Raw genomic sequence first — 21,765 nt, 5'->3', positions numbered from 1 at the left:
TGTTTGCGCGGATCAGTTTCAACATTCAATCGTTGCAGCAGTATCTGCTGGAATGTGTTGCAAACAGTTTCAAATCCCTGTTCTGGCGATGGAATAAAACCAAGATAGTTTTCCGGTATTAGCTGCGCATTGTCTGGCAGCAGCGGTGTATATGATTTAAAGAGATATTCCAGCACCAGCGGCCTGAAGCTGATGGTGAACATACTGAAGCGGGGAGGGATGACAGCCTGGGAGGGACCGGTTTCCAGTCCAAGTAAAGTAAGCCCGGAAGCCGGATTATAGCTGAGGTCTATCCGGCCATCAGGAAGTATGACCACAGGTTTGGCTTCCTCACTGTGATTGGTGAGCATCCAGAAACTTTCCACAAAACTGAGGAGACCAGAAGCTGGCTTTTGTATGCGCAATGAGATGCCGGAAGTCATGGTTTAAGGTACAGAAAAAAATAGTAAAACCCGCCACCGCCATCCAACAGCCGCAGGTTTCACTTCGATTTAAATACCCATTATTCACTCAGGGCAGGCTCCGGCCGGGTTTCAGTTGCACATAAAGGTTGCCATGCCTCTTCTTCCTTTACCGTTTCACGCTTCGGTTGTTTATAAAAACTCAATCCGAATGCTGTCAGTAATAAAGGAACTGCCATCCAGATCACCTGCTGGATCCCGTAATTGGCAATGATAAAACCACCCAGCAAAGAACCTGCTGTGATCCCTGCATTATAAAAAGAGGGCAGGAGGCTGTTCACGAATTCCAGCGACTGCTGTGGCATAAAGGCTGTAACCTGGATATTCGCCACCAGGAATCCTCCCGTGTGAACAAAGCCCCAGATGGAAAGTATCACCACCATCGGTATAAAATAGCCACCGAACTGGTAGGCAAGTATATGTGTCAGCACTAAGCTGAGCAGGTAGATCCGGGTGGTGATCATCACGTTTTTACTGAGTGCGATCCCCATCGCCCAGTTGCCTGCAATACCCGTTACCCCAAATACAAGCAGCATGATACTGACCTCAGCGCCTGTCATATGTGTGACCTTGTTCAGAAATTCAGCGAGGTAACTGTAGGAAGCAAACATTCCCGCCAGCATCACCAGCACAGTTAACAGTTTAACCCATAAAAAAGGGGAGCGTAGAATGGCGGTAGAACTTTTTACACCGGCTTCTTTTTTAACAGGCATAGACGGAACAAAAAATGCCATCCCTGCAAAAGCAATCAGGTTTATGAAACCCGCCAGGTAGAAACTGGCCTGCCAGTTGAACAGATCCGCCATATAAGTAGTGAGCGGAACACCCAGCACGGTTGCGATACTGAGGCCAGCCATTACCGTTGCCACTGCTTTGGGGGCATCTTTGGGCCCAGCTTCTTTTGCCGCTACAGAGGCCGCAACCGCCCAGAATACCGGGTGCAGGAAGGCCGGCAGAACCCGGGCGATCATCAGGAATGCAAAGCTGGGCGCAAAAGCAGATAATATATTCGAGACTACGAAAACAGCCAATACCAGGGTGAGGATCGTTTTACGGTTGATCTTTGCCGTTAGCGCCGTGGTGAATGGACCTGTCACCGCTACTGTAAGGGCAAATGCACTCAGCAACCAGCCTGCTGTATCGATAGTGATACCAAATTCTTTTGACAGCGCAGGCAGGATACCTATCACCCCGAATTCTGTGGTGATGATCCCGAATGCTCCCAGCGCCATTATATAGATAGACTTGTTCATAAATCCGGATTTTGTTTAGATTAAGTAAATAAACTCCCCAGCTCCCCGTCAGAGAAGCATTCATATAAGCATCGTTGATGAACTGGATGGCGTCTTTGAAACAAAAGACAATGCAAAAGTATAGAAACATCGAAATGTTTCAATAAATAAATTGTAAACTATATGTGGATAAATGGAAAAATCACCGGTTTTAACAGGCTGTTCATAAAATTAACCGATGGATAAACTTTGGCCGGGGGCGGAAGACATAGAAAAGGATCCGCTTCCGGATCCTCGCACTTATTTATTTAGGTAATTCAGGCTGTCGCATTTTCCATGGCTCAGCCGTAATGCTGTTCAGCCAGGCAATGATATCCTGGATCTCATTTTTAGAAAGATTCAGCTTTTTCAGCAGGGTATCGGTTTTAGGGAACAGGGGATCATTCACCTGCTCTGGCTTTCTTTTCGGCTGCGGCATACCGGCGTTGTACATATTCAGTACGCCTTCCATATTATCGAAGAGGCCATTGTGCATCCAGGGCCTGGTGCGGATCACATCCCGGAGACCGGGTGTTTTGAATTTGCCTACGTCGTTTGCATCTTTGGTGATATTGTACTGTCCCAGGTCTTCATATTCACGTCCGTAATAAGTAAGGCCGATATTATGGAATTCGTTATCGGTAAGCAAAGGGCCGTTATGGCAATTCATGCAACCTGCCTTTGTTCTGAACAGATGAAGCCCTCGTACAGCGGCATCGCTCATGGCTTCTTTCTTCCCACTCATGAAATGATCGAAATCCGCTTTGCGGCTTACCACCGTTCTTTCAAACATGGCGATGGCCCCGGAGATCCGGTCAGCTGTTACATGTGCATCACCAAATGCAGCGGTGAAGAGGGGAGCATAACCCGCGATCTGTTCAATCTTTCCGGGAACCACAGCCATATCTCCATGCATTTCTATTTCGCTGTTCACCGGGCCGAACACCTGGTCTTCCAGGGAATTGCTGCGGCCGTCCCAGAACAATTTTTTAGCGAACCATACATTGAAGATGGTGGGCGTATTACGCTGACCTGTCTGGTGATCGTGGCCCAGCGCGCGTTCGCGGCCGTCAGTCCAGTTGAGATCTGGCACATGGCAACTGGCACAGGAGATCTGTCCGGACCCGCTGAGGCGGGGATCGAAGAAGAGGACCTTGCCCAGTGCAATAACAGGTTGTTGTTGCGCTGTTGGGTTCTTTAGCGGTCCCTCAGGGAGTTTATCGAGCTCCAGCCATTTCACACCAGCGCTTACATTGGGAGCAGGCCATTGTGAACTGGGTTGGCTGTAAACTGCACGGAGACTGTCAGCATACGGATCATTTTCAAACCAGGGCTTGTACCCGCTGGTGAAAGAAAGCAGACAGGTGGAAACCAGCACTGCAAAACCGGAAAGAATAATAAGCCGCTTCTTCATCTTACAAATTTAATCCAATACTGCATTGCCATTGCATACGATTGTTGCCGGGATAGGAATAGGGGATCAATCCTGCCACGGACGCAGGAATGCTGGCATTCACATAATTCCCTGCTGCTGTTATGAAAGCTTTCAATTTCTTTACGGGGAACTGGTAGTTGAGAGTTGCCCCCATATTTACAGAACTGGCGTTGAAATAATAATAATCGCGGTACACCACTCCCTGAGAGAAGAGGAATATCTGCGAAACGCTGACTGCTTCTGCATGTAATGGTTGCCTGAAACCCGCCCTCAGGCCGGTTTTCAGCGAGCTTTTGCTGGCAGGGAAATAAAAGTAATAAGCGCCGCTTACACATGCGTTAACGCTCTGGTATTCGGCTTTCTGACCAACTGAACCGTCCATTTTCAGCTGATCTTCCAGCTTCGCAGCAACACCGATCTCATATTTCATTTTCCTGTCATTGTTCAACCTGCTCCACAGACCGGCTATTGAAGCCTGCTGCATGGCATAGATATAATTATTGGCAGCAAGTCGTTCATTCTGGTCCTTGCCCAGCTCATCGAAGTAATCGAAGCTGATATTATAAAGATTTCTTACTGTTTTTTTATGCCAGTTTACGTTCAACGTATAACTATCGTCTTTATAAGTTCCGAATACCTGTTTCAACTCGTCCCTGGCCATCGGTTTTCTGAACACCTCCGTTTTGTTCTTCTGGTATTTTCCTGTGGCAGTGATTGTACCGATGGAAAAGATTCCTTCATACAAACCTTCGGCCGTATAACCGTTGGTATTGGTGGAAATAAAACCGGAAAGCATTCCTTTCATCGGTTCAACATTTCCATAACCGTTCTGGATGTATACTGCCAGCAGTGGACGTGTACTGTTATTGTCGTTACGGTATTCCCAGGTATTATCATAGTTCTTCCGGGTATACCCTCCGGCAATACCCAGTGTATGTTTGGGCAATATTTTGTAATGAAGGAGGGCCTGACCACTCAATTCATAATTGAACTCCTCTGGTCTGGGGTCATTGCTTCTCCATGCATTGAAACTGTTATAGGTACCACCGGCGCCTATTGTCAGTTTATCATTGAGGATGGGTGCACTGGCAATGCCCTGTAGTTTGTAGCGGATGGTTTGCCAGTTACCGGGCTGAGCCGCGTAATAGTAATAGGGAACAGGATCTTTGAAATTCTGACGCAGTGTGAAAGCCTGGCTATCCGTCTGGTTATTGTACCAGCCAAAGCTTCCGCTCACAAGGATCTTTCTGATCTGTTTACTTCCTTCAGTATAAAAAAACAGTTCGTTTTGTTTCTGAGGAGCCTGGGCTTCCATATATCCACCTTCTTCCGAACGGTATCCCAGTTGTACGCTTCCGTAATTGCGGTGTTTCAGGAGAGGTTGTGATATCACATCTCTTGCATAACGGTTGTACTGCAACTGAAAAGATTCAGTATGCGGTTGCAGGGCAGAATCCTGCTGCGCCAGACCAATGCCGGGCAGCAGCAGGATGAACAAAGAAATGATATTACTGCGCAATGAAATCATGATTAGTTTTTAAATCCGCCTGGCTGTGCGATCAGGAAGAAATCGAAATCGTTGGCTGAATTATTCGTGTCCATCAGGATCTTCCTGCCGGCAACAGTTTTGGCTGTTTTGCGGATCAGCGATTCTGATGTGTACTGGCCATCAGGAACATTGGTTGGACCAGCATCCAGAGCATTCACCAGCTTGCGGGCTACACGCTGTGTGGCGGTAGGGCTTGGATTCTGGATCTGCACCGCATCGATAATGATATTGTTGGGGATCTGGTAGTAGAACTCTGTAGATCCGGAAACGGATGTAACCGTAGGATCAGGATAGTATCCGAAACCTTTGGCAGTGGCGCCGTCTCCAAAGAGCGGAAGCGATTTGTCTGTTTTGAAAAGTACATATGCATCACGGCCGGTCGCATCCAGGATCAGGTCCCTGTTACCACCGGTGGAGATCACTTTCACATTGGGGATTGTTCCATTGTCAACATCTGAGTTGAAAGGGTTGGAAATGATATCCCCCAGGTACACTTCAAAATTGGCATTGTGAAGGTCCACAGTCAGAGCAGGATTTTTCACTTCAATAGGTTTGCCATCCATTCCTGCATAGGGAGCTCTGTGATTTTGCGCAGTCGCAGCAATGATGATGCTTTCTCCGGGCGCTACAGGATACTGTTTACCGGTACCGGGGATGCGGAACAGTGATTTCATGTAAACATAATTCCTGTAAGCGCTTGGGTCGGTGGGCGTGATGCCGATAGATTTGCTCCAGTCGAATTGTTTGTGCAATGCATCTGTTGCATCGTTCACATAGTAGGTCTTGCTCAGGTCAACATTGTCATACTTGGTATTGTTACCCATCAACTGACCAAAATACAGACTGTCCGCATATAATACGTTGTTGGAATTATTATAGATCTCAATGAACTGATCGCGGAAAGAAGCGCCATTGGTGCCATTGCTGCCTGCATAATAGATCTGTTTGAATACCCAGTCACCGATCCTTCCCATTTCCAGTATCAGTTCGATGGTGCCGTTTGTATTCGGGTTCAGTGTCATATTGGTGCGGGCTGCATTGATATGTACTTCAGTCTGATCGATGGTTTCACCGGTAAGGTTTTCATAAGTGGCTTTATCCAGTGTAAGCGTGGCCGTTACATCGTATACGCCGGATGCCACCTGACTGAAGATGCCAATTCCATTATTATCTGTATTCACTGTAAGTTCTCCGCCAGTGATGGTGTTCTTGAGAAGCAGTTTGATGCTTGCGAAAGGGAATGCATAATCCTTTATCTCGTCTGCAAAGGATGCTTTTATCACCACGTTGATGGGTTGAACGTTGGTTTGAAGATCATCTTTGCGGCATCCGGTGGCCAGCACCGCCGTCACTGTTATTCCCAGTACATAATTCAGAAATCTCATATGCTTGTCTATTTTATTGTAAAAATCAGTTCAGCACCATACGATGACTGTCCATTGAAGTAGCGTGTGCCACTGGTGGTAGTGTATGCAGGTCTGATATTGAAAACATTGTACGCATTGAATGAAAAGCGGAGGAAATCGCCGATCTCCTTGCTGATCCTCATATGTACATTCGGATAAAGGAAGGATGGATTATAGGAACGCGGATTGTTGTCGTTGTTGGTAGTAGCTTTCCGGAGGTGTGCATATTCTTCGGAGCGGGCTTCTTCAGGGCTCAGCGCCACATATTCCATATTCCTGGTGTAATACCCCACTGGATAAATGCTCTCCCTGTTCACTTCGGAAATATTGGCCCAGAATAATTCACCTGTAAAGTTGACGGCCATCCTGAGCGCAGGGATATGGGTGGAAGAGGTGATGGTGGATTTAATGTCCACCAGTTTATTGCCTGCATTCGCATGTACAGCATACACTGATCTCAGGTCGTAACGCAGGGGGGCAGAGGTATTGATACTGGTAGCCCTGGTTTTGCTATTGGTGAAGTATACAGCCGTATTGAAATTGAAAGAGGTCTGGATGGCCCTGATCTTGTTTATACCCAGCGCAAACTCAAGTCCGTTCGTTGCATTGAACAAACCATTGATAACACGGTTGTAGGTAGGTAGGTGGATGGAATCCCCCACCTGTGTGTATTCAGGTTTCTGTCCGCTCATTGATGTGATGGAGTACCTTGGCAGCACCATCGGCATCAATACGGTCTGTGTGGTGAACCCATTGTTGTTTTCCCTGTAGAAATAGTATGCGGAAAGATTGAATGGATGCCTGTTCCAGGTAAAGCCGGTTTCAAATGTATTACTGCGGTAGGGACGGATCTCCAGCTTATTCAGTTCTATCACATGCGTATATACCAGGTACAGACTTTCGTTCACACTTCCATTGTATGTAGGAGGGGCAAGCGGTATATCGAGGTAAACGGGCCCCGGGCTGATCTGACTCAAGCCGGGTGCTTTGGTGGAAGTACCAGCCGCGATATTGAAACTGAGATCAGGTGTGATGGAGTAGCGGGCATTAAGCCTTGGAGAAAAAGTCAGGAATTCATTCTGAATATCCGCTCTTACACCGAAGTTCACACTGAAAGACTTTTTGAATAGTTTAGTCTTGAAGGCGTTCTCGATATATGCACCTGCACTGCTGATGGATGGTACCTGCTGAAAGGGGCGGGGACGGTCGTTCTTGTTTCCTGTATTCGGGAAACGCGGGCGATTGGGATCGAGCACCATACCAGCTCCTTTATTGGCGCTGTAACCGTAGTTCACACCGATACTGATCTTGTTGGTGATATGCTTTCCTATCCTGATCAGGCTGTTGGTCTCTGCCCGAGCATTGATATTGATGGGCTCACCAAGGATCTGTTTAAAGGCCAGATAATATCCTGGAATAAAGTACCCTTCATGGATACCTGTTTCCATGGCATCCGTCATGGGACGCACCAGGGTGGTATTGAGATAACGCTGGTCGTAGCTTTCCTGCTTACCGGTGCTGTAAGATCCCTGGATCTGGAAATCATAAAAGAGGCTGCGCTTGAAAGTCCAGCTGCTGCGGTTTGAAACACTGATACGCCTGTTTTCCATGCGTGCCATCATCTCCGTGCCCAGATCGGGATCCAGGTCGGTCCTGTCCAATGTAAAGCTTCCGTCGATACTGAGTGTATTCTTGAATCTTGCGCGGCCGTCATGCTGGTAACTCCAGAGCAGGCTCAGGTTGGTGCGGCGGAATTTCTTGAAGGAGTTACTGGGATCGTCCTTTCCGGTGAGGTGATCAAATCCAATATTGAGCGCACCCCATCCGTTGTTCAGTTTGAAGCCTTTGTTGAGACCTATATTCTGTGTTGCTTCATTGGTACGGATGTTTACTCTCCAGGGCATAACACCTGCGCGGCGTTCGATATTGATCACTCCGGTTGTGTAATCGCCATACCTGGCAGATGCCACACCGGATATAACTTCAATGCTCTCTACATTCTCTACGGGAATGGAGCGCATATCGATGCCGTTATTGGCCTGGAATTCGTTGGCATAACTCGCATACATCGTACCATTACGATAGCTTCTGTCCCTGATCACACCATTCTCCGGGTTCTGAATATTGTTGCTCCAGAAGAATCCGCCTCTGCCCGGGTTCATGGCCTGCATGTTGGCATCATTGGAAATCACGTTTCCATCGATCTGAAAGCTGACGCCGAATGCATTGTTGAGTGCATCGATGGAATTCATGGTGATAGCACTTCGCATGGTGAGCATCTGGTTGGCCTGAACGGTCACAACAGGTTTCACGATCGTTTGTCCCGGCAGGTAATTCATCACGTTGGCGAGGCTGAGTGCCTGTGTCTGCTCGATCGCTTCGCGATCGAATATGATGGAGGAGTTGGAGTTCTGTGCTCTTCGAACACCATTCACTTCCACCTCAGGAAGTTTCAAGGTTTTATCGATGAGCCTGAACAACTGCAGCGCAGCGGTTTCTTTTTTGCTGATCAGCCCCCTGTAAGGAGCCTTTCCTACATAACTGATATCGAGAAAATAAAGAAATGCAGAATCTGTGGTGGAAAAACCCAGTGAGAAACTACCATCTGCCCGGGTTACAGTGGAAATATTCCAGCTGCCATCGGACAGCTTTACCGTAGCAAATGCAAGTGGGCGCAATTGGTCGTCCGTAACTTTTCCTTTCAACTCCCGCCACTGACGGGCTGCCAGTGAAAGAGGAAATATAAAAAGAAGGGCCAACAGGATTAAAAACCGGTCAGGAGTAGTTTTCTGCATGCGGGGCAATTGGTGCGCAAACTTCGGCTAACCGCAAGGGAATCCCCGGGGCAGGCAGGAAAAAGGGTTTCGAGATGCGGAAAAAGTCATATGAAAAAAACAATTATCATAACCCTATCCGATAAGCAGTAATATAATCCGATGAATAGCATCGCCGCTGATCCGGCGATGTTATTCGCATTTAAACGACAGTGAACAGGGAACCATCATCAGGTATCGTAACTCTGCAGCCTATGACCATTATGAAAAAACTGCTGATCCTGGGAACAGCTGCAGTACTTGTGGCGCATGCGTGCTCCAATGCAGATCCGGCAACAACAGTGGATCCAACTCCCGTTCAGAACCAGCTTTCATTTGAACAGTTACCTGTAACACAGAGCAGCTTTACAGTTGATGGCTCTACCGGTTATGTGAATGTAATGGGCAATCAGCGCAAGCAACTGCCTTCATTTCCATCTCTGACAAAAAAGAAAGGGTGGGCAACAGGTTATGTGCTCGATAGCTATGGAAAGCCCGTACCCGATGCGGTGATCGGTGTGAGGGCTACCGGTTATGGTGGTTATTCTTCGGGGTCTTCGGCAGTGACCAATGAGAAAGGATATTACGAAGTGATGATCCCCTGGGGAGCCGCTGATTTCTACGCCGGCGCTGCCGTGGTTGAGTACGAAGGAGCACCGGCCTCCATGAGCCTCTTCCCGGCAGACAGCAACCTGCGCAGTTTTCCCGGTCCTGAAGGGATCGTGAAGAACTGGGTACTGCTGCCATACGGAAGATGCAGACCGGAGCGGGTAGCCAGCCAGCCGCATTTCTCGTTTAATTACCTGGGAGCAGCCATCAGCATTGAATATTCCACATTTGAAAAAGGAGATATTTTTGCAATACCCGGACAATTGGAACTGAATTCCGAATTCGAGATCAGGCTCATCCCGGAGGCCCTCTTTCATGCAGCGGAAAAAAGGACATTCATTATCCGCAAGACGGCTTATAGTTCCTCCCTCCAGATCCTGAATATTCCAGTTGGAAGGTACAGGATCGAAGCAAAGAAACTTCCGGGAGGAGAGGCCTTGAAACTGGAATCCACCTTTTACAACCCACGCCCCGAGTATGGCATGAAACCCACCAAAGCCACTGGCAGCGCCACTGTCAGCTTTATTCCAAAATCAGCAGATGCCGGGATCACCACCCCTTACCATGGCAATTGGGATGATGTACGCATCATCATCAAACAACAGTAACATGATAACCTCATGGATGCCTGTGGATTTTTTTCCATAACCTGCTGACATTTCTTGCTGAACTACCGTAATTTAGCGGTCACCATAACAGAACTGCATGAAATGGAAAGGCTCAATTCTGGCTGTCATAGTAGCGGTAGCTGCAATTTTTCTCATCTTTACCCGTATCAACAAAGGCATCAAAGAAAAGATTGCCAGAGAAGAGGCTGCTCAGCAGGTGATCCCCATATATAAACCTCCCGTAGATTCCTTTCCTTATCTCTATAAAACCTTTCAGGAGATTCCACTGGCAGACAGTTGCCGCATCTTCCTGCTTGATGGAAGCAAGGCCAGTCCGGATACCAAAAACAAACGCCTGGTACTGGCAGACGGCGATATGATCTTCCAGATCAGTCCTGCGGCCATTCCTTTTGTTGTGCATACGCGCATCCTCAAGCTCACCGTGCTTAAACCCAGTATCTTCAGGGTGGAAGCTTTCCATAAGGACAATGGCGAAAAAGTGGATGTCCTGGAAGGCATGGTCCGTGCCTCCAAAAGGTATGAGTCCCAGTTTCCCGAGCCGGATACCGTCCGCAGCAACGAGATGGTGATGATCAACGATCAGATAGACCTCATGGAGAAAGAAAAAGAAGATCTTTCCGAATTCGCCAGCTGGTGGAAAACACGGAAATAGTACATTAATTTATCCTTATTTCCTTCACCCTGTTTTCAGTCCACCGTGTTTGTAGATAAGCTGCCTGTACAAAACAGCTGGCTTATCCGGTATGGTGAATTTTTTCAAATCCCGTTCTGCCCTGATGGCAGGTTTTCTCTTTCTGGGCGCGGCCAGTACAGGTTTGGCCCAGAATAGCGCGCAAACCGTTGGCCCCGATAATATGCGCAAAGACATTGTCAGGGCCATTACTCAGAAATTACTCAAGAGCCATTATTCCCCCAGGGCCATCGATGATCAGTACTCTGCCCTGGTATGGGACCAGTTCCTCAACTATATCGATCCTAACAGGTATATTTTCCTGCAGGAAGACATCAACAAACTGAATGCATACCGCAACCTGCTGGACGATGAGATCAACAACGGCAGCAATGTGGAATTCTTTAACCTTGCCTGGAAACTCTATGCCACCAGGATCCAGGAGTTCAAAATCTACGTTGAAAAATCACTGAAACAACCACTGGATCTTTCCCGAAATGAAATATTCACCATAGACAGGAAGAAAAGTGTATTTCCTGCAAATGCTTCAGAAAGAGAAAAGCTCTGGTCGGGTTTCCTGAAATATGGTTTCCTGAAGAATTATGCCGACCTGCAGACAACAGGCAGCACAGTGATAGACACTGCGCTTGAAAAGAAAACACGCGATAAAGTCTCCACCTGGTACCGCCGGTTCTTCACCAAAGAACAGAAGAGCAACGCCATCGACGAAAAGTTCTCGTTATACATGAATGCCATCACGCTGAGCATGGACCCGCATACAGGCTATACGCTGCCGGATACGGAAGACAATCTTATGGCTTCAGTAATGGGCAGGTTCTATGGGATCGGAATGGAAATGGGAATCGGCGAGATAGATGTATTCGTAAAAAGGCTGGTTCCCGGCGGTGCAGCATTCAAAAGTGGCCTGCTGAAAGAAAACGACCGTATCCTGGCCGTTGCCGACAAAACAGGCAAGATGATCTCTACAGCTGATCTTGAACCCAATGAGGTTACATCCATGATCCGCGGTGAAGAAGGCACATCTGTGACAATGCAGGTAATGCAGCCCGGACAGCCAGAAAGAACCATCTCCATCAAACGGGAAAGAGTACCCGATAATCCCAATAAAGCAAAGAGTGCCGTGATCAGTCAGAATGGGAAAAAGATAGGGCTGGTATATCTTCCGCTGTTCTATGTGAATCCTGATAATCCCGAATTCCCCGGCTGCTCCGGTGACGTTCGTATGGAGATAGAGAAATTGAAAGACCAGGATGTGGATGGTATCATTTTCGATCTGCGTGGAAATGGCGGCGGTTCGCTCTCTGAAGTGGTGAGAATGGGTTCCAGCTTTATGCCGCAATCAGTCATGAGCCTCCTGCGTGGAAGAGATAAAGTGGATGAACATTTGTCTCCCAATGTACCGCCACAGTACGAAGGTCCCCTGGCCGTATTGATAGACGAGGGCAGTGCATCGGCTTCCGAAATATTTGCTGCGGCCATCCAGGACCATCATCGTGGCCTGATCGTTGGCACCACCGCATCTTTCGGTAAAGGCACTTCCCAGATCCCCATGAACATCGGTAAAATGGGGGATCCTTCCAAAGGCACAGCCGATATCAGGTATGGAAGCATGCGCCTCACTGTACAGAAATTCTACCGTGCCAACGGCACTACCACCCAAATGATAGGAGTGAAGTCTGACGTGGTACTTACAGATAAATACATGCTGAATATTTCAAGAGAGGCGGAAATGCCTGCAGTTCTGCAAGCTGATACGCTCGATATAAACAAGGCGAGGCAGGTTGCTTACAGCTTCCCTTACCGGATGGTAGTAGACAAGGCGCAGCAAAGAGCCAAAGCCAATACAGCCCTGCAGATGCTGGCGCAGCATATCAGCCGCCTGCAGCAACTGCAGCTGGCTCCTGCACCACTCAGCCTGGCCGGTTACCTGTCAGTGAAAAAAGAAATGAAAGAGCTGGAAGAGAAGATCTCACACGGCAAAATACTGCAACAGACATTCCTGAATGTAACTCCTTCCTTCTTTACACGCGTTAACCCCGGGTTGCAGCAGCGTGATGAATCACAGGAGAAATTATACAGGAACTGGCTCGATACATTAAGCAAAGACCTGCTCCTTGCTGAAACCGTAGAACTGGTGCAGGACATGATCAATGCTTCAGGAAACAAAAATTGAAATACCAAACACACATTACAATGATCAAGAAATTGTTATCTGCTTCTCTCTGCTTTCTGGCACTGTCTGCGCACAGTCAGGATGAGCTGTCCATCAATGTGGATATGAAATGGCTGCCGAATGATACAACAGCCTACCTGTTTGATCCTTATTCCGGAGAAACAGAAAGGACCATCATCAAAGATCATAAGTTCAGCTTCAATCTTAAAATGCCTAAAGGCGGGTGCGCCTATATCCTTTCGGTAGGCAATGATTATTCCGATCCGATGCATACCGGTATGGTGCATTATTTTGAGCCGGGTAAAGTGGTGATCAAACAAGGTGCAAAACCTGGTTTCAGAGACGCGAAGATCACCGGTAGCCAGTTTGTGGCTGACTGGAAATATATAACCGAGAATTTTTCTGAAATTTCTCCCAAATACGCAAGGCTGGCAGAACTTCAGAACATGATCTCCAAAGCCCAGCAGGTAGGCGATGAAGATGCAGTAGCTGAAGCAGAGAAAGAACTGAAGGACTGGAAGCTGAAAAGAGAAGATGAAGCACTGGCCTGGGTAAGAAAGAACTCCAACTCCGGTGTTGCATCTTATGTGGTAATGTCTACTTTCATCGGACAGGGCAAACCCCGCTTTGCTGTAGATTCACTGATCCGCACACTCGGGCCACATGCTCAGAAATCACGCATTTCACAAAGGATCCTTTTCCCCGGCAAAGTAGACCCTTCGCCTGTATCATTAAGTATGGGGGCTCCGAAAGAAGACAAAACAGCTGTAGGCAATATGGCTCCTGATTTCTCCACACTCGATGTTAATGGCAAAACCGTAACCCTGGCTGATTACAAAGGCAAATACGTTCTGCTCGATTTCTGGGCAAGCTGGTGTGGTCCCTGCAAACCGCAGATCCCTTTCCTGAAAGCTGCCAACGATAAGTTCAAATCCAAAAACTTTGTAATGGTGGGCATCTCGCTGGATGGCGACCGTGAAAAATGGCTGGCTGCAGTGAAAAGTCATGGTATGGACTGGCCCCAACTGTCATCCCTGCTGAGCTGGAAAGAGCCTGCTGCACTTTCTTACAATGTAAGCGCCATCCCTTTCAACGTTCTGATCGGACCTGATGGAAAGATCCTGGCCACCAAACTGTACAACGAAGACATCATGAAAGTGCTTTCCGAGCACATCAAATAAGCTTAAACAGTTTACCGCCATGAAAAACAGAAACTTTTATGTTCTGATAATGATGATCGTTCCGGCATTCTCTTTTGCACAGGGTTTCGTGATAAAGGGGAAGGTGCCGGGCATCATCAGCGGATACGCAAGGATAGATGCGCATAAGCATGAAGGTGAGGAAGTTCATCATGATGAATTTCCTGAAAAGGTCCGGATCGTTAATGGCGAGTTTGAACTGAGAGGAAAAGTGGAAGAGCCAGATATGATCGACCTCTTCATCAGCACCAAAAAAGTGAGGCTGATACTGGAAAATACCAGCTACACCATTGAAACGCCTTTCAGTGAACTGAACGAGACTTCAGTGAAAGGCGGTGAATTGCAAGGTTCTTTCGTGCAATTCATGCGTTCAGGAAAAGGCTATCCCGAATATGTGACCAATAACCCGGGGGATATTTTCTCAGCTTATCTTCTGATCAAATACTTTGGTACTGAACCCAACACCATGCGGGAAAAATATGCTATCCTCAGCCCAACAGTTAAGAGTTCCTTCTGGGGCCGGAAAGTAAAAGCCTTCCTGGATAATGAGGATAAGATGGCACTTACAGGCAAACCGGTTCCGGCTGTGGTTCTCACGGGCCCTGATGGCAAAGAATTCTCATGGGACCGATTTAAAGGCAAATTCCTGGTAGTGGACTTCTGGGCATCCTGGTGCGGTCCCTGCAGAGCATTCATTCCCACGCTTACGGAAACTTATAAGACCTTTGCCCCCAAAGGCATCGAGTTCATCAGTGTTTCCGTTGACCATGATCTGGAAAAATGGAAAACAGCCATGGAAGAAGAAAAGATGCCATGGTATCAGGCTGTTGGACAACACGGGTTTACCGACAAGGGCCTTAAAACCCCGTTCCGCTTTCATTCCATTCCTTATATGGTGGTAATTGCACCAGATGGAAAGGTGGCCGCGGAAATTGATTTCTATAAAAAATCAACCCTGAATAGCTTGCTGGAACGCCTGCTTGCAGAAAACAAATAGGACCGTTCCCCATTCTGTAGTTCGAGGGTGTGCCGCAGGGTACACCCTTTTTTGCTGAGGAATAAACCGGAATGCCTGCTTTACGAAAGTCAATAAACCTGAAAAGATAAGGGCAGGCTCTCCGGCCTGCCCGCTATCAAATCAAAAAACACCCTTGAAATTGCCCTTAAAACCGAACCGTCCTTAAATATTATTTGTTGGCTGCATCACGGATCTTCTGTACTGCCGGCAGCCACATTGTTACCACATGATTTCCACTGCTCAGATCACATGCCTTACAGATGCACATCCCGATGCTCTGGTTATTGGGGATGGAATAGCAGGCATCCGGGATCGGGCACTTACAGGGTTTGGGCCCTGCTATCTGTGAACTTTGCATCCTACTTGATTTTCCCGCCGCATCCGTATATACCACATCAGTGATCTTATCTCCGCGTTTCGTGAATCTGATGGTGCCATTTCCATCAGGAACAGTAACGGTATTACTGCCATCTACCAGTTTCAATGTAATTTCTTTGATAACAGGTTTTGCTGCTTCCCTGTTGCCGGCAGATCCGGCCTGTGCGATGGAGTTGGTGGCGAATGCCAGCATAAACATCACAGCAATTGCAAATGCTTTTTTCATGATCAATGGTTTTGTGTTCTAAATAATGGTTATTGTTTCAGATTGACCTCACAAAGAAAAGCAGCAGCAGGGCAGAAGGAAAGCTTCGTTTAACGGATAAGGCCGATGGCTTAACCAATGCCGTGATCCACGTAAAACGAAAGGCCGCCCCTTGCGGAACGGCCTCTATTCAGGTACAACTAAGGTTATTTATCAGTAGAAAGTGTGCTGTACGATCGCAGAAATTACCGGACTTTGCGTAAAGTCCTGCGCTACCACAGACTTCCCGTCTACAATGATCTCCAGCTTCAGGTGGCCGGCAACCAGTTTTGAACCGTTCAGGCCAATGGCCTGCGCTTCGTTCAGTGTTTTACTGATCGTTCTTGAAAATGGAAGTGACGCATTGTCCACATCTGTCAAGCCGCCGCTCTCATTGGTGAACGTAATATCCGCCGTACTCAGCCCGCTGTTGGAGCTTACCTTATACTCGATGGATACAGTGCGTGGAAATCCACTTTTCTTGTCTTTTTTGCAGGCTGTTCCCAGCAGTACAACTGCCATTAAAATAGTGAACAATCTCAAAGGGTGCTTCATAACTGGTGTCTTCATCTCGTTTTGATTTAATAGCTAATGGTGGTTTCAACCACAAATTTAACAGCAGCTAAAAGGCAACCCTATCCTATGAAACATGGTTTTTAGCCTACTTGTTTCCCGGTATTTTTCCACTAATTCACTTTTTGAAATCCATTTATTGTTTATTTGCCCAATGATCCAGAAAATCAGTCTCACTACCCTCGTGCTGATCCTGGCTGTTTTTGGTAATGCCCGGGCTCAATCCAGGCCTAACAGGTATACAGACAGCCTCACGGCCATCATGCAGTCCGGCAACGACAGTACCAAAGCCAATGCCGCACTACTGCTTTCCTACTACTGGGTTGCCCGGGATACCATTAAAGCAGAACAGTACATCAACATTGCCAGAACCTCCGGAAAGAAGATTCCCTATATAATCGCACTCTCCAATTTCTATGAAGGCGTATTGTTCTATATGAAATCGGATATCCCATCCAGTGAAAAAGCATTCATGGCCGCCAATGACCAACTCAAGGCATTTGACACCCGTGAGGCCCTTGGCTTCCGCTCCAAAGCCTGGCATAATTACGGTATCCTGCAACAGGTGAAGGGAGATGAAGAAGGTTTTGCGCGGGTGATGATCGATGAAAGTATTCCACTGGCAGAACAGGCCAGGGATACGGCTTATCTCGGTAAAAATTACCTCGATCTGGCCATCGTATTCAAGAATACCCTGCAGTACAATAAAGCAGTGAGCTATCTTGAAGATGCTATCACAACCCTTAAACAACATAACTCCACACTCGATCTGATCAACGCCATCACCACCCTGGCTGAGACCTATGTACTGATGGAGGATTTCGTCAGGGCAAAGCCTACGCTCGACAGTGCAATGGCCTGGCTCACCCGTAAACCCAATGAACATCTTATTGTTGACTATTATTCCGCAGAGGCCCTGTATTATGTTGGCGTGAAGCAGTTCAGCAACGCCCTGCAAAGTGTGGCCAATGGCATCGATAAGATCCAGGGACAGGGAAGGAACTACGATGAACAGCGATTGCTGCTTCAGAAATTCTATGCCCTTTTCAATCTCAAAAGATACCGCGAGGCTAAGGAAGTGCTGATACATCTCACGGAACAGCCGGAAATGATGAGCCTGTTCAGCAACCGCCTTGAACTGTTCAAAGGCATGGCGGAAACCCAGGCAGCCCTGGGAGAATTCAAGCCTGCCTATGAATGGATGACGCGTTACAGCCAGCTGAATGACAGCATCAGCACCAGCAAACTGAAAGATGAGATTCACGCCATGGAGATCAGGTATGGTAATGCCGAAAAACAGAAAAAGATCGATGCACTTAAGTCGGAGAACGAAAGATCCTCACTCTCCGCCAAGAATACCATGCTGATGATCTGGTTCCTGGCATCTGTTTGCCTGTTACTGCTGGTAGTAGCAGCTCTAACGCTATTGTATATGCGAAATAACAAAAAACTTTCCCGCCAAAAGGACCTCATGCACCAGCAGCAGCTTCGTGAAATAGAGCAGCAGCAGCAGATCCATGTGGGGCATGCCCTGTTGCAGGGAGAGGAGCGGGAGCGCCGCCGTGTGGCAGGCGACCTGCATGACGGGCTGGGCGGGCTTCTTGCCGGTGTAAAGATGAACCTCACCGGCATGGCGGCTGAAACACAAACCCGTGATCTCATCCGTGTTGTAGACCAGATAGATCATTCCATAAGTGAGCTGCGCCGCATCGCCCGCAATATGATGCCGGAAACACTGTTGAAATTCGGACTGGAAACTGCGCTCAGGGAATGTTGTGAAAACCTCATGACGGATACGGTCAATATCCGCTTCCAGCATTATGGTATCGCAACAGATATCCCTCACGAAAAGCAACTCACCATTTACCGCGTGGTGCAGGAACTGCTCACCAATGCCATCAAGCATGCATCTGCCAGCGAGATCCTGCTGCAATGCAGCCAGAATAATGATACTTTTTTCATCACCCTGGAAGACAATGGAAAAGGCTTCGATACCAGCGCCATCAGGAGCTTCAAAGGCATCGGCCTTTCCAATGTAAAGAACCGTGTGGATTACCTCAGTGGAAAACTGGAGATCAATTCCACCGTCAACGAAGGCACTTCCATTAATATTGAACTGAATGTTGCATAACAAGGAACAGATACAGCTGGCCATTGTGGATGATCATCCTGTGGTGATCGAAGGCCTGCAACGCCTGCTTGGCAGTAAGGAATATATTCATGTGGCAGGCACTTTCACCTCCGGTAATGCTTTCCTGGAATACCTGAAAAACGGACAGGCAGATATCGTGCTGCTGGATATTTCCCTGCCGGACTCCAATGGAATGGAGCTCTGCAAGGAGATCAAGAAGCGGTCACCCGGCACCTGCGTACTGGCCCTCAGTAACCACAGCGAGCGCAGCATCATCATGCAGATGCTGCAAAATGGAGCCAGCGGCTACCTGTTGAAAAACGCCTCAGCCGATGAATTGCTGAACTGCATCAATGAAGCACTGAACGGACAGATCAGTTTCAGCGCCGAGATCAGGCAGATCATCGCCAGGCCATCTGCTCATGAACTGAAAGAAGTACCACAGCTCACCCGCCGCGAAAAAGAAATACTGAACCTCATCTCTGATGGCATGACCACCCCGCTGATCGCAGAAAAGCTAAGCCTGAGCCAGCTGACTATTGAAACGCATCGGCGCAATCTGCTTCAAAAGTTTGAAGTGAATAATGTGGCTGCACTCATTAAAGTGGCAGTACAACAGGGACTGGTGTAAATACTCAGGGTGCGCCCGGTAGCACGCCTCTGGCGAGTTACTGTCTGCACCCTGAGTTATTTTAAGATCACGTATTGGTAGGGTGCAAGGTTAATTGAGGCGCCGATGGTAACCGCTGCTCCACTCAATGCGTTGATGTAATTACCCTGAATGGCCGCATTACTATTAAAAACTGCGGCAACGTTCCGCATATTGGCGATCACCAGCACACGTTCTCCATTCAATGTTTTGGTGAATGCACAGATATCAGCCGTGCTGTAAGAAGTCAGTGTCCCTTTCCTGATAGCATTACTGTTGTTACGCAAACCAATGAGCTGCTTGTACAATGCAGTGGTAGCAGGGTTCTTCGTCCAGTCGATCTTCACACCGGTAAAAGGAAAAGGTATGCGCGGACTCATCCCCACTTCCTGCCCGTTATAGATCATCGGCACGCTTTTCATAAAACCGGCCACCACAAATGCCGCCATCGATCCCTGTTCTCCTCCGAAAAGTTCCTGCGGTGTTCCCTCCGCTCCGTTCACATCGTGGTTGCTGGTGTAACGGATCACCTGCTGTCTGCTGTTGGCATTGGTGTATTCGCTCTGATTGAGGTTATCGATGGTGAGCACTGTTTTATTCTGATGATAAATATTCTTCAGCTCTCCGAAGAAGCCGAACCCGAAATTAAAATCGAAGCCCACCGTATAATTGCCGTTGCGTGCACCTTCCGCCATCAGCAGGAGTTTATGCGTTTTGATATTGCGCAACGTATCGATGGCCTGCTTCCAGAAATCGAGCGGCGGGCCATCGGTATAATCACAGCGGAAACCATCGATATTGGCCGTATACACCCAACTCTTCATGGCTTTGATCATTTCCTTACGCATGGCTGCATTGCTGAAATTCAACTGGGCCACATCGTTCCACCCCATATTGGGTGGACTTATAACGTTACCGCTGCCATCCTGCATGTACCAGTCTTTATGAGCCGTGATCCAGGGATTGTCCCAGGCAGTATGATTGGCCACCCAGTCCATGATCACGGTGAGATTGCGGCTATGCGCGGTATCCACCAGGTTGCGCAGATCATCCAGTGTGCCCAGTTCTGGATTGACGGAATAATAATCTTTGATACAGTAAGGAGAGTTCACTCCTTTAACGCTACCGATGGGATGTACCGGCATCAGGTAGATCACGTTTGCTCCCAATGCTTTGATGGAATCGATGCGCGGGATCACTCCTTTGAAATTTCCCGTGGCACTGAAGGCGCGGGTATTCACCTGGTAGAGCACAGCATCAGCTGGCTCAGGAACATTCGCAAAAGGTGTTCCATACTGGGCAGGGGTTGGGTCCGGTGGTACAACGGGTGGAGGAGGCGCCGGATCGCCGCCTTTGCTGCAGGCGATCAGGAGCCAGGATAATAATATCGGATACATACTGTGTTTCATAAAGTGATTTGATGCCTTTTAGTTCTTCTGCAAGGTATAGGTGTAATTGCCCGCGATGTGCAGATCCAGGATAAGCGTATAGTTACCGTCATCCGGCACACTGAGATTATTCAGGCCATCCGTATACCCCAGGAAGGGATTGTTGGCATAATGCAATTTACCATTTGCATCCAGCCCAAAATCAAGCGTCCAGGCTTTATTGGCCCTGAATTTGAAAGAGCCGTTCTTTTTCATATTGGCGGTAACTGACCATACCTGCTGTGCTTCGTTATAACTCATTTCCGTATCGGTGTCCCAGTTGCCGGGAGAAGCATCACCGAGGATACCCCAGACAACCTTGGTGGCTGTCCAGCTATTGGTATTGAGATTGGCCGTGAGATAATAGAAGCCGCCATCAGGTACAGAGAGACCAGCTGCATTGCCATCCGTATTGAAGGTGCCGTTACCGCCATCTCCATAATTGGTATGATCCCAGTCTGGGGCATTGGTGTATTTGAAATAATGCTGTCCTGCTCCGGGCATGTTCACATACCCCTCGTACAATCCCGGTTTTCCTGGTACGGCAGCCAGTTTGGGCGCAGTGCCCGGGCTCCATCCCTGGTAGTCGCCCGGCACATAAAGATCCAGCGCATAGGAAGTGATCTGCTGGGTAAGCGTGTTACTGAATGCCGGAGCAATGGTAGAAGCAGCGCCATTGTACTGGTTCACATTGGCGCGGATGCGCACGGCAATTTTATTGGCCATATTCGCTGGTACATTCATTGAGTTAAGGAGATTGTTGAGGTCCTTCACAATGAAATCGTATTTCGTTTTACCCGCATCGATATTGATGGATCTTGCAGTGGCCCAGTTATTGGCAGTATCGGCAATTGTGCCAAGCTGCAACACATAACTGATCACAGGCTGGCCGCCGAATTCAGCAGCCAGCCATTGAAAACTGATGGCGGTCTGATTCTCCTTATCGGGTGTAAGCACTATGGTTGTACCGGATGCACTCAGTGCAGCAGCCGGGAAATTTCCTGTCTGCAGATCGATCTGCGCGCCTTCTTTCTCACAGGAAAACAGGAAAAGTATAACGGTGAACAGGGAACAAAAGTTACTTATCGTTCGCATACAATCGTGTTTAA

Annotated in this window: 17 protein-coding genes; 7 read left to right on the top strand and 10 right to left on the bottom strand. The window is 48.0% G+C overall.

The features are described 5' to 3' along the window. From ACTHMC_RS12035 to ACTHMC_RS12010, 6 genes are all read right to left on the bottom strand, one after another. The coding region (locus tag ACTHMC_RS12035; protein ID WP_440413370.1) for a DUF6597 domain-containing transcriptional factor at positions 1–422 on the bottom strand (422 nt) is incomplete at its 3' end. A gap of 80 nt (positions 423–502) precedes the next feature. Further along, the gene (locus tag ACTHMC_RS12030; RefSeq protein WP_440413369.1) at positions 503–1,714 is read right to left on the bottom strand and encodes an MFS transporter; all 1,212 of its coding nucleotides are present in this window, start codon (positions 1,712–1,714) and stop codon (positions 503–505) included. A 283-nt stretch (positions 1,715–1,997) separates the two neighbouring features. After that, complete coding sequence (locus tag ACTHMC_RS12025) at positions 1,998–3,146, bottom strand: cytochrome-c peroxidase (protein WP_440413368.1); 1,149 nt, start codon at positions 3,144–3,146, stop codon at positions 1,998–2,000. A 1-nt stretch (position 3,147) separates the two neighbouring features. Then, the gene (locus ACTHMC_RS12020) at positions 3,148–4,695 is read right to left on the bottom strand and encodes a DUF6850 family outer membrane beta-barrel protein (RefSeq protein WP_440413367.1); all 1,548 of its coding nucleotides are present in this window, start codon (positions 4,693–4,695) and stop codon (positions 3,148–3,150) included. A gap of 2 nt (positions 4,696–4,697) precedes the next feature. Next, positions 4,698–6,101, bottom strand: a complete 1,404-nt coding sequence (locus ACTHMC_RS12015; protein ID WP_440413366.1) for a DUF4876 domain-containing protein — start codon at positions 6,099–6,101, stop codon at positions 4,698–4,700. A gap of 8 nt (positions 6,102–6,109) precedes the next feature. Continuing rightward, positions 6,110–8,917, bottom strand: coding sequence for a TonB-dependent receptor (locus ACTHMC_RS12010; RefSeq protein WP_440413365.1), 2,808 nt, complete (start codon positions 8,915–8,917; stop codon positions 6,110–6,112). 233 nt (positions 8,918–9,150) lie between these two features. On the opposite strand from ACTHMC_RS12010, the gene ACTHMC_RS12005 reads away from it, so the two are divergent. From ACTHMC_RS12005 to ACTHMC_RS11985, 5 genes are all read left to right on the top strand, one after another. Next, the gene (locus tag ACTHMC_RS12005) at positions 9,151–10,152 is read left to right on the top strand and encodes a hypothetical protein (protein ID WP_440413364.1); all 1,002 of its coding nucleotides are present in this window, start codon (positions 9,151–9,153) and stop codon (positions 10,150–10,152) included. 97 nt (positions 10,153–10,249) lie between these two features. Continuing rightward, positions 10,250–10,825, top strand: coding sequence for a hypothetical protein (locus ACTHMC_RS12000; RefSeq protein WP_440413363.1), 576 nt, complete (start codon positions 10,250–10,252; stop codon positions 10,823–10,825). 91 nt (positions 10,826–10,916) lie between these two features. Next, on the top strand, positions 10,917–13,037 hold the full coding sequence (locus ACTHMC_RS11995) for a S41 family peptidase (RefSeq protein ID WP_440413362.1): 2,121 nt from the start codon (positions 10,917–10,919) through the stop codon (positions 13,035–13,037). A gap of 20 nt (positions 13,038–13,057) precedes the next feature. After that, positions 13,058–14,218 carry a redoxin family protein gene (locus ACTHMC_RS11990; RefSeq protein ID WP_440413361.1) on the top strand — a complete coding sequence of 387 codons (1,161 nt, stop codon included), beginning with the start codon at positions 13,058–13,060 and terminating at the stop codon, positions 14,216–14,218. 19 nt (positions 14,219–14,237) lie between these two features. After that, on the top strand, positions 14,238–15,233 hold the full coding sequence (locus ACTHMC_RS11985; protein ID WP_440413360.1) for a thioredoxin-like domain-containing protein: 996 nt from the start codon (positions 14,238–14,240) through the stop codon (positions 15,231–15,233). A gap of 190 nt (positions 15,234–15,423) precedes the next feature. Here the strand turns inward: ACTHMC_RS11985 and ACTHMC_RS11980 are convergent, their stop codons facing one another. Together ACTHMC_RS11980 and ACTHMC_RS11975 are read right to left on the bottom strand one after the other, a co-directional pair. Next, entirely contained in the window at positions 15,424–15,858 is a 435-nt protein-coding gene (locus tag ACTHMC_RS11980; RefSeq protein ID WP_440413359.1) for a hypothetical protein, read from the bottom strand. Positions 15,859–16,050: 192 nt separating this feature from the next. After that, complete coding sequence (locus tag ACTHMC_RS11975; protein ID WP_440413358.1) at positions 16,051–16,446, bottom strand: hypothetical protein; 396 nt, start codon at positions 16,444–16,446, stop codon at positions 16,051–16,053. 157 nt (positions 16,447–16,603) lie between these two features. Between ACTHMC_RS11975 and ACTHMC_RS11970 the strand changes: the two genes are divergently transcribed. Both ACTHMC_RS11970 and ACTHMC_RS11965 read left to right on the top strand, forming a co-directional pair. Further along, positions 16,604–18,580: a tetratricopeptide repeat-containing sensor histidine kinase gene (locus tag ACTHMC_RS11970; RefSeq protein ID WP_440413357.1), complete on the top strand. Its 1,977-nt coding sequence runs from the start codon at positions 16,604–16,606 to the stop codon at positions 18,578–18,580. After that, positions 18,570–19,211 carry a response regulator transcription factor gene (locus ACTHMC_RS11965; protein WP_440413356.1) on the top strand — a complete coding sequence of 214 codons (642 nt, stop codon included), beginning with the start codon at positions 18,570–18,572 and terminating at the stop codon, positions 19,209–19,211. The genes ACTHMC_RS11970 and ACTHMC_RS11965 overlap by 11 nt, the downstream gene beginning before the upstream one ends. 56 nt (positions 19,212–19,267) lie before the next feature. Here ACTHMC_RS11965 and ACTHMC_RS11960 read toward each other — a convergent pair whose 3' ends face one another. After that, on the bottom strand, positions 19,268–20,638 hold the full coding sequence (locus ACTHMC_RS11960) for an alpha-amylase family glycosyl hydrolase (RefSeq protein WP_440413355.1): 1,371 nt from the start codon (positions 20,636–20,638) through the stop codon (positions 19,268–19,270). An 18-nt stretch (positions 20,639–20,656) separates the two neighbouring features. Continuing rightward, a complete protein-coding gene (locus ACTHMC_RS11955; protein ID WP_440413354.1) occupies positions 20,657–21,751 on the bottom strand; it encodes a SusE domain-containing protein in 1,095 nt (364 codons plus the stop codon). Positions 21,752–21,765 lie beyond the last annotated feature (14 nt).

The organism is Pseudobacter sp. (assembly GCF_051955275.1).
In the GTDB taxonomy this organism is placed as follows: domain Bacteria; phylum Bacteroidota; class Bacteroidia; order Chitinophagales; family Chitinophagaceae; genus Pseudobacter.
The sequence above is the reverse complement of the archived record's forward strand: the minus strand, read 5'-3'. Positions and strand labels throughout refer to the sequence as shown.

Excerpts from the sequence above, each read along its gene's own strand:
- ACTHMC_RS12010 (WP_440413365.1), bottom strand. The coding sequence starts at position 8,917 with ATGCAGAAAACTACTCCTGACCGGTTTTTAATCCTGTTGGCCCTTCTT.
- ACTHMC_RS11955 (WP_440413354.1), bottom strand. The coding sequence starts at position 21,751 with ATGCGAACGATAAGTAACTTTTGTTCCCTGTTCACCGTTATACTTTTC.
- ACTHMC_RS11975 (WP_440413358.1), bottom strand. The coding sequence starts at position 16,446 with ATGAAGACACCAGTTATGAAGCACCCTTTGAGATTGTTCACTATTTTA.
- ACTHMC_RS11995 (WP_440413362.1), top strand. The coding sequence starts at position 10,917 with ATGGTGAATTTTTTCAAATCCCGTTCTGCCCTGATGGCAGGTTTTCTC.
- ACTHMC_RS11980 (WP_440413359.1), bottom strand. The coding sequence starts at position 15,858 with ATGAAAAAAGCATTTGCAATTGCTGTGATGTTTATGCTGGCATTCGCC.
- ACTHMC_RS11990 (WP_440413361.1), top strand. The coding sequence starts at position 13,058 with ATGATCAAGAAATTGTTATCTGCTTCTCTCTGCTTTCTGGCACTGTCT.
- ACTHMC_RS11985 (WP_440413360.1), top strand. The coding sequence starts at position 14,238 with ATGAAAAACAGAAACTTTTATGTTCTGATAATGATGATCGTTCCGGCA.
- ACTHMC_RS11965 (WP_440413356.1), top strand. The coding sequence starts at position 18,570 with ATGTTGCATAACAAGGAACAGATACAGCTGGCCATTGTGGATGATCAT.
- ACTHMC_RS12000 (WP_440413363.1), top strand. The coding sequence starts at position 10,250 with ATGAAATGGAAAGGCTCAATTCTGGCTGTCATAGTAGCGGTAGCTGCA.
- ACTHMC_RS11970 (WP_440413357.1), top strand. The coding sequence starts at position 16,604 with ATGATCCAGAAAATCAGTCTCACTACCCTCGTGCTGATCCTGGCTGTT.
- ACTHMC_RS12030 (WP_440413369.1), bottom strand. The coding sequence starts at position 1,714 with ATGAACAAGTCTATCTATATAATGGCGCTGGGAGCATTCGGGATCATC.
- ACTHMC_RS11960 (WP_440413355.1), bottom strand. The coding sequence starts at position 20,638 with ATGAAACACAGTATGTATCCGATATTATTATCCTGGCTCCTGATCGCC.
- ACTHMC_RS12025 (WP_440413368.1), bottom strand. The coding sequence starts at position 3,146 with ATGAAGAAGCGGCTTATTATTCTTTCCGGTTTTGCAGTGCTGGTTTCC.
- ACTHMC_RS12015 (WP_440413366.1), bottom strand. The coding sequence starts at position 6,101 with ATGAGATTTCTGAATTATGTACTGGGAATAACAGTGACGGCGGTGCTG.
- ACTHMC_RS12020 (WP_440413367.1), bottom strand. The coding sequence starts at position 4,695 with ATGATTTCATTGCGCAGTAATATCATTTCTTTGTTCATCCTGCTGCTG.
- ACTHMC_RS12005 (WP_440413364.1), top strand. The coding sequence starts at position 9,151 with ATGACCATTATGAAAAAACTGCTGATCCTGGGAACAGCTGCAGTACTT.